This window comes from Chryseobacterium binzhouense (genome assembly GCF_007474545.1).
In the GTDB taxonomy this organism is placed as follows: Bacteria; Bacteroidota; Bacteroidia; order Flavobacteriales; family Weeksellaceae; genus Chryseobacterium; species Chryseobacterium binzhouense.
Genome location: NZ_VKOG01000001.1, coordinates 443481 through 457567, shown reverse-complemented (window position 1 = coordinate 457567; position 14087 = coordinate 443481). Strand labels below are relative to the sequence as shown.

At 34.8% G+C, this 14087-nt stretch carries 14 protein-coding genes; 3 read left to right on the top strand and 11 right to left on the bottom strand.

Annotation, left to right across the window (positions count from 1 at the left end; translation table 11 throughout):
- Positions 1 to 45 precede the first annotated feature (45 nt).
- The 9 genes from FNE73_RS02125 to FNE73_RS02085 all read right to left on the bottom strand — a co-directional run bounded on the left by FNE73_RS02125 (position 46) and on the right by FNE73_RS02085 (position 8723).
- A complete protein-coding gene (locus tag FNE73_RS02125; protein ID WP_143883136.1) occupies positions 46 to 477 on the bottom strand; it encodes a hypothetical protein in 432 nt (143 codons plus the stop codon).
- A gap of 9 nt (positions 478 to 486) precedes the next feature.
- Positions 487 to 948 (bottom strand): DUF1016 N-terminal domain-containing protein, encoded by a 462-nt coding sequence (locus FNE73_RS02120; RefSeq protein ID WP_143883135.1) that lies wholly within the window; start codon positions 946 to 948, stop codon positions 487 to 489.
- Between the two features lie 128 nt (positions 949 to 1076).
- Positions 1077 to 2516, bottom strand: a complete 1440-nt coding sequence (miaB, locus tag FNE73_RS02115) for a tRNA (N6-isopentenyl adenosine(37)-C2)-methylthiotransferase MiaB (RefSeq protein ID WP_143883134.1) — start codon at positions 2514 to 2516, stop codon at positions 1077 to 1079.
- Between the two features lie 136 nt (positions 2517 to 2652).
- Positions 2653 to 3342, bottom strand: a complete 690-nt coding sequence (locus FNE73_RS02110) for a hypothetical protein (RefSeq protein WP_143883133.1) — start codon at positions 3340 to 3342, stop codon at positions 2653 to 2655.
- A gap of 67 nt (positions 3343 to 3409) precedes the next feature.
- A complete protein-coding gene (locus FNE73_RS02105; RefSeq protein WP_185147273.1) occupies positions 3410 to 3805 on the bottom strand; it encodes an energy transducer TonB in 396 nt (131 codons plus the stop codon).
- 20 nt (positions 3806 to 3825) lie between these two features.
- A complete protein-coding gene (locus tag FNE73_RS02100) occupies positions 3826 to 4308 on the bottom strand; it encodes an energy transducer TonB (RefSeq protein WP_143883131.1) in 483 nt (160 codons plus the stop codon).
- Between the two features lie 130 nt (positions 4309 to 4438).
- Positions 4439 to 5638, bottom strand: a complete 1200-nt coding sequence (gene lysA / locus FNE73_RS02095; RefSeq protein ID WP_185147272.1) for a diaminopimelate decarboxylase — start codon at positions 5636 to 5638, stop codon at positions 4439 to 4441.
- A 223-nt stretch (positions 5639 to 5861) separates the two neighbouring features.
- Entirely contained in the window at positions 5862 to 7085 is a 1224-nt protein-coding gene (locus FNE73_RS02090; protein WP_143883130.1) for a 3'-5' exonuclease, read from the bottom strand.
- 108 nt (positions 7086 to 7193) lie between these two features.
- Positions 7194 to 8723: a helicase HerA-like domain-containing protein gene (locus tag FNE73_RS02085; RefSeq protein ID WP_143883129.1), complete on the bottom strand. Its 1530-nt coding sequence runs from the start codon at positions 8721 to 8723 to the stop codon at positions 7194 to 7196.
- 124 nt (positions 8724 to 8847) lie between these two features.
- Here FNE73_RS02085 and FNE73_RS02080 point away from each other — a divergent pair, with 124 nt between their 5' ends.
- The 3 genes from FNE73_RS02080 to FNE73_RS02070 all read left to right on the top strand — a co-directional run bounded on the left by FNE73_RS02080 (position 8848) and on the right by FNE73_RS02070 (position 11739).
- Positions 8848 to 9918: a hypothetical protein gene (locus FNE73_RS02080; protein ID WP_143883128.1), complete on the top strand. Its 1071-nt coding sequence runs from the start codon at positions 8848 to 8850 to the stop codon at positions 9916 to 9918.
- A gap of 91 nt (positions 9919 to 10009) precedes the next feature.
- The gene (locus tag FNE73_RS02075; protein ID WP_143883127.1) at positions 10010 to 11419 is read left to right on the top strand and encodes an MBL fold metallo-hydrolase; all 1410 of its coding nucleotides are present in this window, start codon (positions 10010 to 10012) and stop codon (positions 11417 to 11419) included.
- Positions 11420 to 11430: 11 nt separating this feature from the next.
- Positions 11431 to 11739: a thioredoxin family protein gene (locus FNE73_RS02070; RefSeq protein ID WP_143883126.1), complete on the top strand. Its 309-nt coding sequence runs from the start codon at positions 11431 to 11433 to the stop codon at positions 11737 to 11739.
- A 67-nt stretch (positions 11740 to 11806) separates the two neighbouring features.
- Here the strand turns inward: FNE73_RS02070 and FNE73_RS02065 are convergent, their stop codons facing one another.
- Complete coding sequence (locus FNE73_RS02065) at positions 11807 to 12775, bottom strand: ROK family protein (protein WP_143883125.1); 969 nt, start codon at positions 12773 to 12775, stop codon at positions 11807 to 11809.
- Positions 12776 to 12851: 76 nt separating this feature from the next.
- On the bottom strand, positions 12852 to 14081 hold the full coding sequence (locus FNE73_RS02060; protein ID WP_143883124.1) for a PepSY-associated TM helix domain-containing protein: 1230 nt from the start codon (positions 14079 to 14081) through the stop codon (positions 12852 to 12854).
- Positions 14082 to 14087: the final 6 nt, after the last annotated feature.

Sequence of the window (14087 nt, the reverse complement as noted above, 5' to 3'; positions counted from 1 at the left end):
TAAGTGTAAATCTGTTAGTTAGTTTAAAAATAATTGGATTTAAATTTAACTTACAACGTCTAAATAATCTTTATTTCTGACTTTTGAAACCTTGGTTTTAAAATATAAAATTTCAGCGAAGAGATTTTCTCTACTATTGTTTTCAAAGTTTTTCAGGAGAAGACTGTGTTTTTCTTTTTCAGAAAAATCTGCTCTCGTTATATTTTGATGAAAATTGTTCTTTTGTTTATTAGGAAAAATTTTACCGATAATATCAATTGCGTACTGCTTTTGATTTATCGTTATCTTATGCACAAGATCTTCTTTTACCCCAATTTCCTGTAAATCTTCACAACCCTGATTTAAAATCCGGTTATAAAGTTCATACAACTGTTTACAGTCTTCACTTTCGGCTGTTCCATTGGAAATTTGTGCCGAAATATTGCTGCAGATTATTACCAACAATACACTTAGGCAATATTTATGAAATTTTTCCATTGTCTGAGTTTAAAATGTTAATAAAATCTTGTTTATGTTATTTTTATAACTTTCAATTTCGTAGAATTTTCTTTCATTAGGGTCTTTTATTCTCATTAATTTTAAATAGTGAGACCATGAAAGATTGAATTTTACAGACAGTGTCTGGGAAATTGTATTTGAAGAATTCGTCAACAGTGTTGACGAAATTTGTTCAGAATAAGTTTTATAGAAAAATCGCATTCTATCAAGGTTTTCTACCGAGAACCCTTTTCCAAATCTTTCCGTAAGATGTAAAGACAAATCTTTTAGGAGCGTTTTTCCGTATTCTGCACGGTATTCTCCATTTTGCTCGTCTTCTACAATTGTTTTTCCAATTTCAAAATAGGTCAGAACCATTGTTTGATTTACAGCAACAACAACACTCTTTCTGGCATTTTCTAATAATGCAGAAATCGTATTTAAAAGTGGTGTATTTTGTAAATCTTTCATTTAACGATAAATCTTGTTTTGAAACCTCACTTCGCAGCCCGACCTGAGTGGAGCTCTTTTTGCGAGGAGGAACGACGAGCAAAAAAGCGGGAACGGAGGGCGGATAAAGCTGCCATAAAAATTTTAAATTATTTATTTACCGTTTCCCCTAAAAGTGTACCTTGTGTATTATCAAAAACAAAAACGTCCACAATGTCACCAATTTTCTGCCCTTCCAGTTTATCGAAAACGCAAACCGCATTCTGGGAGTTTCTTCCTTTCCACTGGTTTTCGTTCTTTTTGGAAGTTCCTTCAATTAAAATCTGGTGAACTCTTCCTACATAAGATTTCATTCTTTTTCTGGACAGTTCTCCCTGTAAAGCAATAACTTCCGCCAAACGTCTCTGTTTAACGTCCGCAGGAATATTGTCTTCCATCTTTTTGTGAGCAGGAGTTCCCGGTCTTTCTGAATAAGCGAACATATAACCGTAGTCATATTCCACTTCTCTCATTAAGCTTAATGTATCCTGATGATCTTCCTCTGTTTCGTTGCAGAAACCAACGATCATATCCTGAGAAAAAGCAACTGCGGGAACGATTTCTTTTGCTTTTTTAATTAAATCTAAGTATTCTTCACGGGTGTGCTGTCTGTTCATGGCTTCCAGCATATTGTTGCTTCCGCTCTGAACCGGAAGGTGAACATATTTACAGATATTATCGTGTTTTGCCATCATTCTGAATACATCCAGACTCATATCCTGCGGATTGGAAGTGGAGAAACGGATTCTCATTTCAGGAACGGCTTTCGCAACCAGATCAAGCAACTGTGCAAAATTTACAGCTGTAGCTTTCTGCATTTCAGATGCTTTGGCAAAATCTTTTTTAGGACCGCCTCCATACCAAAGGTAGGAATCTACGTTCTGCCCCAATAAGGTAATTTCTTTATACCCATTTTCCCACAGGCTTTTGCACTCATCAAGAATAGAATGCGGATCACGGCTTCTTTCTCGCCCTCTCGTGAAAGGAACGACGCAGAATGTACACATATTGTCGCAGCCTCTTGTAATAGTTACATAAGCTGTAACCCCATTTCCGCCCAAACGAACCGGATTGATATCTGCATAAGTCTCTTCTTTCGAAAGAATTACGTTGATTGCATCTCTTCCGTCTTCGGTTTCTTTTAAAAGATTGGGTAAATCTCTGTATGCATCGGGACCAACCACAAGATCCACCAACTGTTCTTCTTCCAAGAATTTGGTTTTTAATCTTTCTGCCATGCAGCCCAGAACACCAACCGTCATATTCGGCTTTTCTTTTTTCAGGTTTTTGAACTGAGACAGACGCATTCTTACGGTCTGCTCGGCTTTTTCACGGATGGAACAGGTATTTAAAAGGATAAGGTCTGCTTCTTCAACCTTTAATGTTGTATTGTAACCCTGCTCATTAAGTATGGATGCAACAATTTCAGAGTCAGAGAAATTCATCTGACAACCGTAGCTCTCCAGGAACAGTTTCTTTGAGTTTTCTGCTTTTTCCGCAATGGCGAAAGCTTCTCCCTGTTTTGTTTCGTCTATATATTTTTCCTGCACGATAATCTTATTTAAGGTTTAAAATTTAACGTCTAGGTTCTACACATAAAGATTTGAACTCAAAATATTAAATTCTGAACTTATTGAATTTGCAAAGATACAAAATATTGTGACAGAATGTCAGGAGTGTTTTTAATTAACCTTTGAATGTTATTGGAATTCTGAATCTTGAGGACACTGGAATATTTCGAAAAGATTGCGGTTTCCATTTCGTATTAATTTGTTCTATCGATTTGATAATTTTACTTTTTAAATCTAATCCTAAATTTTGTGGTTTTTCTACAATGATATTATTTAAATCTCCTTCTTTGTTAATGGTAAAAGTGACAACAATTTGTAAATCTTTAAGATTAATATTCTGATTTCTTAATTTTTCAAATAGTGCATTTCTAAAAGCAATCGTTCCACTGGGAAACTCAGCATTTTTTACAAGCTTTTCTGGAGTATAGCCTTTCATAAAATTTTTTCCGTAATCAATTGGATAAAATGTTATAGAAAATTTATTTAAATTTCCATCTGCATACCTCCATTTTTTTAATTTATTGATATTATTAAATCCTTTAATAAACCATTGTGTTGCGCAATCATCTAGAATATTCTTGTTGTTTATTCTAGCAATACCTTCGATAATTTCAACTTTTGCCACAAACATTTCAGACATCCTATTATTACATTTTTCAAAACCATTTTTAACTAAAGCATCATTCAAATCAGCATAGAACTGTTCAGAGCCTCCTTCATATCCTTTAATATTATCATCATATAAAACCTGAGTATTAAAAAATGATGTAATAGACAGACCAACTAAAACAAAAAATTTATTCATATCAAAAAAATAGCTATTCTAAATTAACAACAGCTAAAATAGGATTTTTTATTAAAAAGATAAAAGATTAATCTCCATGATCAAAATAATCTGACGTAAAATAAATACTGATTATTTTTTGTGATAGTACAGGCTTCCCATTTCTGATAGCCGGTTTCCATTTCTTCTTTACTTTCTTCATTGCAAACTGCATATCTTCTATGAACATTTCACTGTTTTTAACTTTAGGTAAAACTTTGAGATTGATTACTTTTCCATTTTCATCAACATCAAACGTGAAAACAAATTTACCGTTCACCGCATACAAACCCAAGTCAATATATGCATGAATCATTTTTAAAAACTCTTTCGAAAATGCACCGTCACCTCCCGGAAACTCTGCACTTTTATATGTTACAGAATTTTCAGAGTCTACCCTTGTTTCCTGCGAATAACTTTTAAAGCCTAACAGAAAACATATCATCACAAAGTACTTTATCATCTTTACATATCAGATGACAAAGATGAGAAATTCATTTTTAATTTCATTTCAGATTTTACAGGTTCTCCGTTACACATTGCGGGTGTCCAATTTGTTTTAATTCTTCTTACAACATATTGCATGTCATCAAAAAAAATTTCACTGTTCAGCACCTTTGGATCTCCTGCAATATCAATCACTTTGCCCATCGCATCAATAGTAAGTGTAAAAGTAAAATCGCCCGTTAATGTATAAAAATCGGAATTCAGAAATGTATACATGTATTTTCTCAATATCTCTTTGTATGCGGCTGCTCCACCTTCAAAACTCGCCGGTTTGAAATCGGAACATCCTTTTATGGCAACCTGCATGAAAGGTTCTTTGATATCAATTTTCAGCAAATTTTTATTATTTTCCATCATAAAAGAATCGTCTCTTTCATCTAAAACCTGAGAATAAGTAAGATTGGCAGTGATTAAGGCTAGTAAAAATGTTAATGTTTTCATGTGCGTAATTTTAGAATTAATAGAGCTGTATTACATAAAAGCTAATCATTAAATTTCACAGTAAAAATTGAGCCAAAAAAAAGAAACTCCACGACAAAAGTGAAGTTTCCTTTTTTTATTTAAGTTTAAGTTATAAGACTTCAATCTGATTTCTCAGTAAGTCTTCAAACTCGTCTCTTTTTCTGATTAAATGTGCTTTGTCATCCAAAAATAAAACTTCCGCAGGCTTAAGTCTTGAATTAAAATTAGAACTCATCTCAAAACCATAGGCTCCCGCAGTATGGAAAGCCAGAATATCACCTTCTCTTACCTCATTCAGTTTTCGGTCCCATGCAAAAGTATCGGTTTCACAAATATTTCCTACAACAGTATAAATTCTTTCGGCCCCTTTCGGATTGGATAAATTCTCAATTTCATGGTAAGAATCATAAAACATAGGACGGATCAGATGATTGAATCCTGAGTTTACTCCTACAAAAACGGTTGCGGTGGTCTGTTTGATAACATTTGCTTTTACCAGAAGATATCCGCTCTTTCCCACCAAAAATTTTCCGGGCTCAAACCATAGCTCAAATTTTCTTCCGGCTGTTTTGGCATATTCGGAGAGTACTTTTTCTACTTTCTTTCCTAAAGTTTTTACGTCTGTTTCCATTTCACTGTCCTGATAAGGAATTTTGAATCCGCTTCCCATATCAAGATATTTCAGATTCGGAAAATGTTCAGCCAGATCCAGCATAATTTCCAATGCCTGAATGAAAACTTCCGGATCTTTAATCTCACTTCCGGTATGCATATGAAGCCCTTCTACATTCAGATTGGTTGATTTCATCACTCTTTCAATATGACGCATCTGGTGAATTGAAATACCAAATTTTGAATCAATATGTCCTGTAGAAATTTTGTGGTTTCCACCGGCATAAATATGCGGATTGATTCTGACAAAAATCGGATAAGAATTTCCGTATTTGTTCCCGAACTGCTCCAGAATAGAGATATTGTCGATGTTGATGTGAACGCCATACTGCATCGCTTCTTCAATCTCAGCAAGATCTACACAGTTGGGCGTGAAAAGAATTTTTTCTTTTGGAAATCCTGCCTTTAAACCCAATTTTACTTCATTGATGGATACACAATCCAACGAAGCTCCTAAATTTTTGATGTACTTTAATATATTGATATTCGTTAAAGCTTTGGCAGCATAAAAAAACTTGGTGTGTTTTAAAAATGACGAAGAAAGTGTTTCGTATTGTGCTTTTATCGAGTCTGCATTGTATACATACAACGGTGTACCAAATTCATTGGCAATTTTAAGTAAATCTTTTGAATTCATAATTTTATTTTTTGACATAAAAAACGACAGATTCTTAAAAAAGAGTCTGCCGCAATGATTATTTTATGCAAGCTACTCTTTTAAATATTCCAAACCTTAGAGAACTTTACAGTTCCCTTTTTTCCGGTTTTATTTTGTTTAAAATTCTGCATTGCTCTGTTTAATTTCTGCAAAAATACTATTTCTTTTTTACATTGAGAAAAAAGGTTCTGAAGAAGCCTCGTTATTTTGGCAGCGGAAGTGTTTCAAAATCACTGCGAAGCAAAGCGAGCTGCAGGTCATTGATAAGATCTGTGACGGGAAGCGGCAGATCAATTTTCAGTTTTGAAATTTTGCTCATCGTCTGAATCTGGGTAAAAAGTTCATAAAAACCATACGAAACAGGCTTTCCGTTTTCTACGATGATAAATAATTTTTCGCCAAGCTTTCTGCCCGTTCCCAGCCAAAGTTCGTTTCTTTTTCTGAAATCAATTTTAGATTTAAGATTTTCAGGATCTTTCCATTCTTCAAGAAGCTTAATAAACTGAACAGCTTTTGTGCCTTGCGTAAATGCTTTGAATCTGAGAATCGGTTTTTCGGTTTTGTTTAAATTATTTTTCTCTACAATATACTTTTGATTTCTGAAATACAGTCCGAATGGAAACACTTCCCTTTTTTTAATTCCTTTAGAATTTAGAATCAATTTGGCAATAATATCCGAGCCTGTAAGTTCAAAATGAATCTGTTCCACATCCCGCTGTATTATTTCCCATTTTTTGGATTTGGAATTAAACAGCTTTTTAGAAAACTTATTGATGTCCTGCACGTAATCCGAAAAAATAATTTTTCCGTCTCCGTTCTGAAAGTATACAAATCCTTTTTCGTTAGGCAGATCCTGAGTTAACTCTCTGATTTTGTTGATATAATTTTTAGCATTAGTCTCTTCGTGCTGTTTCTGAATAATCTCGTTTTCTGTATCTTTTGAGATTAAAAGCTTGAACAGTTCTAAAGTAGCTCTTGCGTCACCTTCCGCCCTATGAGCATTAGAAAGCGGAATACCGAGAGATTTAACCAATTTTTGAAGTGAATAACTTACCTCATCAGGAATCAGCTTTTTAGCCAGGGGTATCGTATCTAAAGTATTGATTTTGAAATCATACCCAAGTCGACTGAATGATTGACGGAGCATTCTGTAATCAAAATCAATATTATGACCCACCAATGTGGTATTCTGTGTGATTTCTACAACTCTTTTTGCCAATTCATGAAATTTTGGAGCAGTTTTTACCATTTTTGGAGTAATTCCGGTCAGTTTTTGCACAAAAGGGGTAATATCACTCTCAGGATTTACCAAAGAGATAAACTGGTCTACAATTTTCTGACCATCATAGCGATAAATGGCAATATCTATAATGCATTCTTTTCTGAAACCTGCACCATTACTTTCTATATCTATAATTGAATACATTTATTTCTAATCTTACTTTACAAATTCAGCAATCAAAAACCAAACCTTTTAATCGTCTGTTGTTAAAACGCAATTCTGCTAAAATAATAAAATTCCAGAAACTTGCAGTTACCTTCTTTTTCTACCTCCTAAACCGAGCATTCCTAAAATCGCTTTTGCACCTTCACGCAGCAAAGTATTTGTAAAAGTTCTTCCTTGCCGACTGTTTAAAACCTTTTCAAACATTCCCGGTTCTTCTTTTACAGGTTTTGTTTTTTGTGCAGAAGCCGAATTTTCAACAGCCTGCTCCATTCTTTGCACTAAGATTTCGTAGGCAGATTCGCTATCAATCGGTTTTTCATATTTAGCAACCAGTGCAGATCTTGAAACCAGATCTGAAACTTCCGCATCATTCAAAACATCCATTCTGGATTCCGGAGAAATCAGATAAGTATGAACCAAAGGCGTCGGAATTCCTTTTTCGTCTAAAGCGGTGATGAAAGCTTCACCAATTCCCAAATTCTGAATTAGCTCTGAGGCATTATAAAATTCCGTTGAAGGATAATTTTCAACTGCTTTTGAAATTTCTTTTTTATCTTTTGCCGTAAAACCTCTCAATGCATGCTGAATCTTTAAACCTAACTGAGAAAGCACATTTTCCGGTACATCACCTGGAATCTGAGTGATAAAATAAATCCCAACACCTTTAGAACGGATCAATTTCACCATCGTTTCAATTTGTGAAATTAAAGCTTTGGAAGATTCATCAAAAATCAGATGCGCTTCATCAATGAAAAGAACCAGTTTAGGTTTTCCGCTGTCGCCTTCTTCCGGAAACGTCATATAGATTTCAGCAAAAAGCGAAAGCATAAACGTAGAAAACAATTGCGGTTTACTTTGAATATCTGCAACCCGTAAAATATTAACAACGCCTTTTCCATCTCGTGTTTCCAGTAAATCATGAACATCAAAACTCAGCTCTCCAAAAAAATCTGATGCTCCCTGCTGTTCCAAAGCAACGATGGATCTCAAAATTGCACCTAAAGATGCAGAGGCAATAGAGCCGTAATTGGCTGACAATTCTGCTTTTCCCTGCGGATTATCTGTAACATATTGCAGAACTTTCTTGAGGTCATTTAAGTCTATTAAAGGCAGCCCTTTATCATCACAATATTTGAAAACAATCGACATGATACTTTGCTGAGTATCATTCAGCTGTAAAATCTTACTTAATAAAACAGGACCAAATTCGGTAACTGTAGCACGTAATTTCACACCTTTTCCGCCCGAAATACTCATCAGCTCAACAGGAAAAGCCTGCGGATTGTAAGAAAGTTGTGTTTTTGCGTATCGCTCTTCAATAACAGAATTCATTTTTCCGGCTTCTGCAATACCCGAAAAATCCCCTTTAATATCTAAAACTAAAGACGGAACTCCTGCATGCGAAAGCTGCTCTGCAAAAACCTGAAGTGTTTTTGTTTTTCCGGTTCCTGTAGCTCCGGCAATAAGACCATGACGGTTGATTGTTTTTAAAGGAATGGTAACATTCACTTCCGTCACGACATCGCCATCCAACATTCCTTTGCCTAAAATGATATGTTCCCCTTTCGGAGTATATCTTGCAGTAAGTTCATCAATAAATTTTGTTTTGTCTCTCATTTGATTTTTTTAACATCTAAAGATAAAGTTTTTTGTAAAAAGTTTTAATAATCTCTTTTACTTATTAGACTACACCACCACTTTAATAAAATAAATTTAATTTAGCAGTCAGAATACCTTAATTATGTTTAGAAAGAGTCTGTTTTTTTCCTTTTGTTTTATTTCAGTTATTATTTTCTCACAGCAAAATCAAAAACCCGTTGATCTTAAAGTAAAAGAAGACTTTACCCATCAATGGACAAAAACCGTTTTCCCGAAACTATGGGCAGGCTTTGAGAGAGAAACAGTGCGATCATACGATTCTAAAAATAAAAATATAGGAATCAGTTATATACAAAAACAATCTAAGAAAAATAAAACCGTCCTTACCATTTACATTTATCCGAAAGAAGAAATTAATAATCAGACTCTCAGAGATGAGTTTTTGAGCTATTGGGTTGCCATTAATAAAAACTCACAAACCCATGTTGAGATGAAACCTTTATTCGGAAAAATTTCGGGTGATCAGCTCAATGTACATTATATTTATTCACTGTTCAAAAACTCAATGGTTGAAGCCGACTTCTTCAATGGAATAAGACCTGTTGAAAAAAATTCTCTGCTTGCAATCTATGAAAGTGGCGGATGGACATTTAAAATAAGAGTCTCAAGCGACGAAATGACCAACGAACAATTACTTGATCTGAAACAGAAAACAGAAAGCTATTTCAGTGTTTTGGATATTGCCGCAACAAAAACATTACCGGTGAACGATTCTCCGGACATTCTCTTTTCTCCTATCGTAAAAAGAGATTCTATGATGACGAAAGCAACCCTCGTCGCTGCAGAAGCCAAAATAGAATGGCTGAAAAAAAATCTGGATATAAAAGATATTTTAACAGGCTTTAATGATATGCAAATTGAATCTGAAGTTTATGCTACAGAAAAGATGCTGGAATTTTACAAAACAAACAAAAACAATTGGGAACAAACTCCTGAAACAAAAAAATATTTTGAAGATCTGATTGTAATTTCTGATAATAAACTCATTAAACATTATCTCTATAACAGAAACATGGGAGTAATTGATTATCCTGAAGGTGAGACTTATAAAACATCCTATATAGAGTTTAAAAAAAACCATAAGATTTCTGAGGAGCTAGATGATACTTACTACAAATTATTCTACGATTTTAAACTAAATGAAACTTTATAGATTTATTCTATCATAACAGATATTCATTTTACTGGCTTTTTAGAAAATAATATCCGATTTTTGTACATTAAAGACAAATTATCAATCCCAAATGAAAATTGAGCAAATATATACAGGCTGTTTAGCACAAGGTGCATATTATATCGTATCAGAAAATGAATCAGCAATCATAGATCCATTGAGAGAGGTGAAACCTTATCTGGATCGATTAGAAAAAGATAACGTTACTCTAAAATATATATTTGAAACTCATTTTCATGCAGATTTCGTCTCGGGTCATTTGGATTTAAGTAAAAAAACAAATGCTTCTATCGTGTACGGTCCCACTGCAGAACCTCAGTTTGAGGCAATCATTGCAGAAGATGGTCAAATTTTTGAAATTGGAAAAATCAAAATAAAGACTCTTCACACGCCCGGTCACACTATGGAAAGCACAACGTATCTTTTAATTGACGAAAATGGTATCGAAACTGCTATTTTTACCGGAGATACTTTATTTTTAGGTGACGTCGGAAGACCTGACCTTGCCCAAAAAGCAACCAATCTTACGCAAGAAGATTTGGCAGGAATTCTTTATGACAGTTTACAGTCGAAAATCATGCCTTTGGATGACAGCATTACTGTTTATCCGGCACATGGAGCCGGATCTGCCTGCGGAAAAAATATGCAGAAAGAAACTGTTGATATTCTTGGAAATCAGAAAAAAACAAACTACGCACTCAATCAGCCGGATAAAGAATCTTTTATAAGAGAAGTGTTGGATGGGTTAACTGCTCCTCCGAAATATTTCGGGATGAATGTTGCACTTAATAAAGGTGGTTACGAAAGTCTGGAAGTTGTCATGAATAAAGGGCTTAATCCTATTTCTGTTGAAGACTTTGAAAGCTTTGCAGAAGAAACGGGCGCTTTAATTTTAGACACCCGAAATCCAGCAGATTTTCACAAAGGTTTTATTCCTAATTCGATCAATATTGGTCTAAAAGGAGACTTTGCACCTTGGGTAGGAACATTGGTAGTAGATGTTCAGCAACCTATTATATTGGTTTCTGATGAAGGAACTGAAGAAGAAGTAATTATGCGATTGAGCAGAGTTGGTTTCGACAATGTTTTGGGATATCTGAAAGGAGGATTTGATGCTTGGAAAAAATCCAGCAAAGAAATTGACGAAGTAAAAAGGATTTCTCCTGCTGAATTTGCTGAACAGTTTACTGCAAATTCAAAAGTAATTGATGTAAGAAAAATTTCAGAATATTCCGCAGAACATATTGACAATGCGTATAACAGACCTCTAGATATCATCAGCGAATGGGTTTCTGCGATTGATGATTCTGAACATTTCTTTTTACACTGTGCGGGAGGCTACCGCAGCATGATCGCAGCCAGTATTCTTAACTCTCACGGAATCAGAAATTTCACGGAAATAGAAGGAGGATTCAACGGAATTAAAAAAACAGAAAAACTTCCGGTTTCGGATTTTGTTTGTCAGTCTAAAGTCCTTTAAATTTGATCTAAATGTCTAAAAAATTTCAGGAAGTTATCAACTCTGAACGTCCGGTTCTTATTGATTTTTTCGCAACATGGTGTCAGCCTTGTAAAGTACAGTCTTCAGTTTTAACAAAAGTAAAAGAAAATGTAGGAGAGTCTGCAAGAATTATGATGTTGGATGTAGACCAATACCCAGATATTGCAGCTCAGGTAGGCGTAAGAGGAGTTCCAACCTTAGCTGTTTTCAAAAACGGTGAATTGCTGTACAAGCAAAGCGGAGTACATGATGTGAATACACTGACTGATCTTTTAAAGCAGTTTTCAGAATCAATTTAACCTAAATATAAAAGCAAAAGCATCCATTTTTTCGGATGCTTTATTTTTGTATATAAATTATTCAATTTTACTTTTCCCAAACCAATGCGCTTGCTCCTAAAATTGCAGCATCAGCCTCATCAAGTTCACTAAAGACAAGTTTTACTTTATTTCTGAAGATAGGAAGAAGATTTCTTTCCATGTGGAGCTTTGCAGGCTTTAAAATAAAATCTCCTGCTTTAATAACGCCTCCGAACAAGAGTATTGCCTGTGGTGAGGAAAACATAACAAAATTTGCCAAAGCTTCTCCTAACTTCTGACCTGTATATCTGAATACTTCAATAGCGACAGCGTCTCCTTTTTCTGCACATTCGTAAACTGTTTTAGAATTAATGGCATCTTCAGGATAGCTATTGAGCATAGAATCTGGAAATTCTGCTCTCATTTTTTTAGCGGTAATAGAAATTCCTGTTGCAGAAGCATACGCTTCAAGACTGCCTTCAGAGCCTGTACTCCAATGTTTTCTTCCTCCCGGCTTTACAATGGTATGTCCCAATTCTCCGGCAAAACCATCATGTCCGTAGATCAGATGACCTCCCGAAACAATTCCGCTTCCTACACCGGTTCCTAAAGTAATCATGATAAAATCTTTCATCCCACGTGCAGCTCCGTACATCATCTCTCCCAGAGCAGCAGCATTGGCATCATTGGTCATTTTACAAGGGCTTCCAAATTTTGCAGACATCAATTCAGCAAAATTTATCACTCCTTTCCATGGAAGGTTGGGTGCGTGTTCGATAGTTCCGGTGTAATAGTTTGCATTCGGCGCACCTACTCCGATACCTTCCATTATTTTTCCGTCACAATGCTTATCTATCAATGGCTTAATGGTTTCGTATAAAGCATCCACAAAAGTTTCTGCTGTCTCATACTGATCGGTAGAGATAGAACCTTTAACTATAATTTCACCTCTGTGATTAACCAGTCCGAACTTGGTATTTGTTCCACCAATATCTATCCCTAATGCAACCTGTTTTGACAAATCTATTACTGACATTTTTATTATTGTATAATTTAGAAGCAATAAATTTATAAAAAAGATTGATTTAATCTTTATTAATAGAAATAATTCTTTATTTTTTGAATGATATTACAGCTTTTTTCTGCTTTTTCCTCCTACCCCACCAAATCAGAAAACCAGTTACAGGCAAGGATGCACACATAAGACTTACAACAAATGCGATAATCTTGGTAGGAAGTCCCAAAATAGAACCTACATGAACATCGTAATTGGCAGCAATTGCTTTTTCACCAAGATTTTTGTTATCATGATCATGTGTATGAAGAAGCTCACCTGAGTTTTCATCAAAAATAAGGCTGCTGTTTTTATGATAAGAATAAGAAAGATGTTTCACAAAAACTGAAAAATTAGGATGCTCATGATCATCCATATGCGGATGTCCCAAATCAATAGAATATCCGTAAGAATCGGGATATTTTTGTTCTACAGTTGCCATTACTTTATCTAGAGTTGTCTCATTACGCATTTCGATAGGAGCTTTTGTAGTAATATGAGAAAAGTCCGGGTAAACAGTATTTCCGCCGGAAAAAACTACGTATATCATAGTCTGAACTACAAAAAAAGCATAAAAAAGCCCTGTAATGGCAAAAATTAATCCAAAAACGGATGTATAAAAACCTAAAACGTTGTGTAAATCATAATTTTTTCTTTTCCAGCTTTTAACATTTTTCCAGTTAAAGGAAAATCTTTGCTTGCGGGCTGCTCTGTTTTTTGGCCACCACAGAATAATTCCTGAAATCAGCATAATGATAAAAATGATGACCGGTATTCCCACAACATATTTTCCCCAATCCTGTTTGAGTAAAAAACTCCAGTGAATCATCTTAACGATCTGGAAGAAGCCGTTTTTCTCATCGTAAACCCGAATAACATCACCTGTATATGGATTTACATACGCTACTTTGAAAATAGGAATCTCATCAAAATAGTTCCAGGTTCCTTCCGTATCATGCTCATACCAGTAAAACTGATAAGACATTTTTTTATCAATCGGAACATTTACCCAATGAATCTTATATTTTTCCGGAACCTGAGTTTCTACCGCTTTTTCTAAAACACGAATAGGAAGAGTCTGCTTTTGCTCAATATTTTTTTCGTTATGATAAACAACATCTTTACGGGTATAGTTTTCTATTTCGTCTTTAAAGACGTATAAAGCTCCTGTCACCGAAACAACAAATATAATAAGCCCGATAGAAAGCCCGAACCAGAGATGCAGCTTTCCCGTCCATTTCTTGAAAAGTGTCGGCTTCTTTTTTTGATGATGATGTTTTTTTCTCATTTCTAC

Excerpts from the sequence above, each read along its gene's own strand:
- FNE73_RS02080 (WP_143883128.1), top strand. The coding sequence starts at position 8,848 with ATGTTTAGAAAGAGTCTGTTTTTTTCCTTTTGTTTTATTTCAGTTATT.
- FNE73_RS02065 (WP_143883125.1), bottom strand. The coding sequence starts at position 12,775 with ATGTCAGTAATAGATTTGTCAAAACAGGTTGCATTAGGGATAGATATT.
- FNE73_RS02100 (WP_143883131.1), bottom strand. The coding sequence starts at position 4,308 with ATGAAAACATTAACATTTTTACTAGCCTTAATCACTGCCAATCTTACT.
- FNE73_RS02075 (WP_143883127.1), top strand. The coding sequence starts at position 10,010 with ATGAAAATTGAGCAAATATATACAGGCTGTTTAGCACAAGGTGCATAT.
- FNE73_RS02070 (WP_143883126.1), top strand. The coding sequence starts at position 11,431 with ATGTCTAAAAAATTTCAGGAAGTTATCAACTCTGAACGTCCGGTTCTT.
- FNE73_RS02125 (WP_143883136.1), bottom strand. The coding sequence starts at position 477 with ATGGAAAAATTTCATAAATATTGCCTAAGTGTATTGTTGGTAATAATC.
- FNE73_RS02110 (WP_143883133.1), bottom strand. The coding sequence starts at position 3,342 with ATGAATAAATTTTTTGTTTTAGTTGGTCTGTCTATTACATCATTTTTT.
- FNE73_RS02105 (WP_185147273.1), bottom strand. The coding sequence starts at position 3,805 with ATGATATGTTTTCTGTTAGGCTTTAAAAGTTATTCGCAGGAAACAAGG.
- FNE73_RS02085 (WP_143883129.1), bottom strand. The coding sequence starts at position 8,723 with ATGAGAGACAAAACAAAATTTATTGATGAACTTACTGCAAGATATACT.
- FNE73_RS02090 (WP_143883130.1), bottom strand. The coding sequence starts at position 7,085 with ATGTATTCAATTATAGATATAGAAAGTAATGGTGCAGGTTTCAGAAAA.
- FNE73_RS02120 (WP_143883135.1), bottom strand. The coding sequence starts at position 948 with ATGAAAGATTTACAAAATACACCACTTTTAAATACGATTTCTGCATTA.
- lysA (WP_185147272.1), bottom strand. The coding sequence starts at position 5,638 with ATGAATTCAAAAGATTTACTTAAAATTGCCAATGAATTTGGTACACCG.
- FNE73_RS02060 (WP_143883124.1), bottom strand. The coding sequence starts at position 14,081 with ATGAGAAAAAAACATCATCATCAAAAAAAGAAGCCGACACTTTTCAAG.